This is a genomic window from Erwinia sp. PME.40.26/001 (genome assembly GCF_055556675.1).
The window spans coordinates 1-265 of the sequence record NZ_JBVHNP010000222.1 but is presented as its reverse complement, the minus strand read 5'-3'; the positions used below and the strand labels follow the sequence as shown (position 1 = coordinate 265).

General features: G+C 39.2%; 1 protein-coding gene. It reads left to right on the top strand.

What is annotated here, in order from left to right; genetic code table 11:
* Window positions 1-265, top strand: a 265-nt coding sequence (locus tag ACZ3HG_RS23930; protein ID WP_465334888.1) for a glutamate--cysteine ligase, incomplete at both ends; no start/stop codon positions are given.

Here is a 265-nt window from a genome sequence, read left to right as displayed (position 1 = left end):
AAAAATATCGTGAATATGGCATCAAGGAAAAACCATTTGTGATTGTCAAGGCAAATGCGGGTACCTATGGTATGGGTATCATGTCGGTGAAAGATGCTTCTGAAGTAAAAGATTTAAATCGCAAGCAAAGAAATAAAATGAGTGTCGTTAAAGACGGACTGGCTGTTTCAGAGGTCATTATTCAAGAGGGTGTTCATACTTTTGAAAATATCAATGAGGCAGTTGCAGAGCCGGTTGTCTATATGATAGACCGCTATGTGGTAGG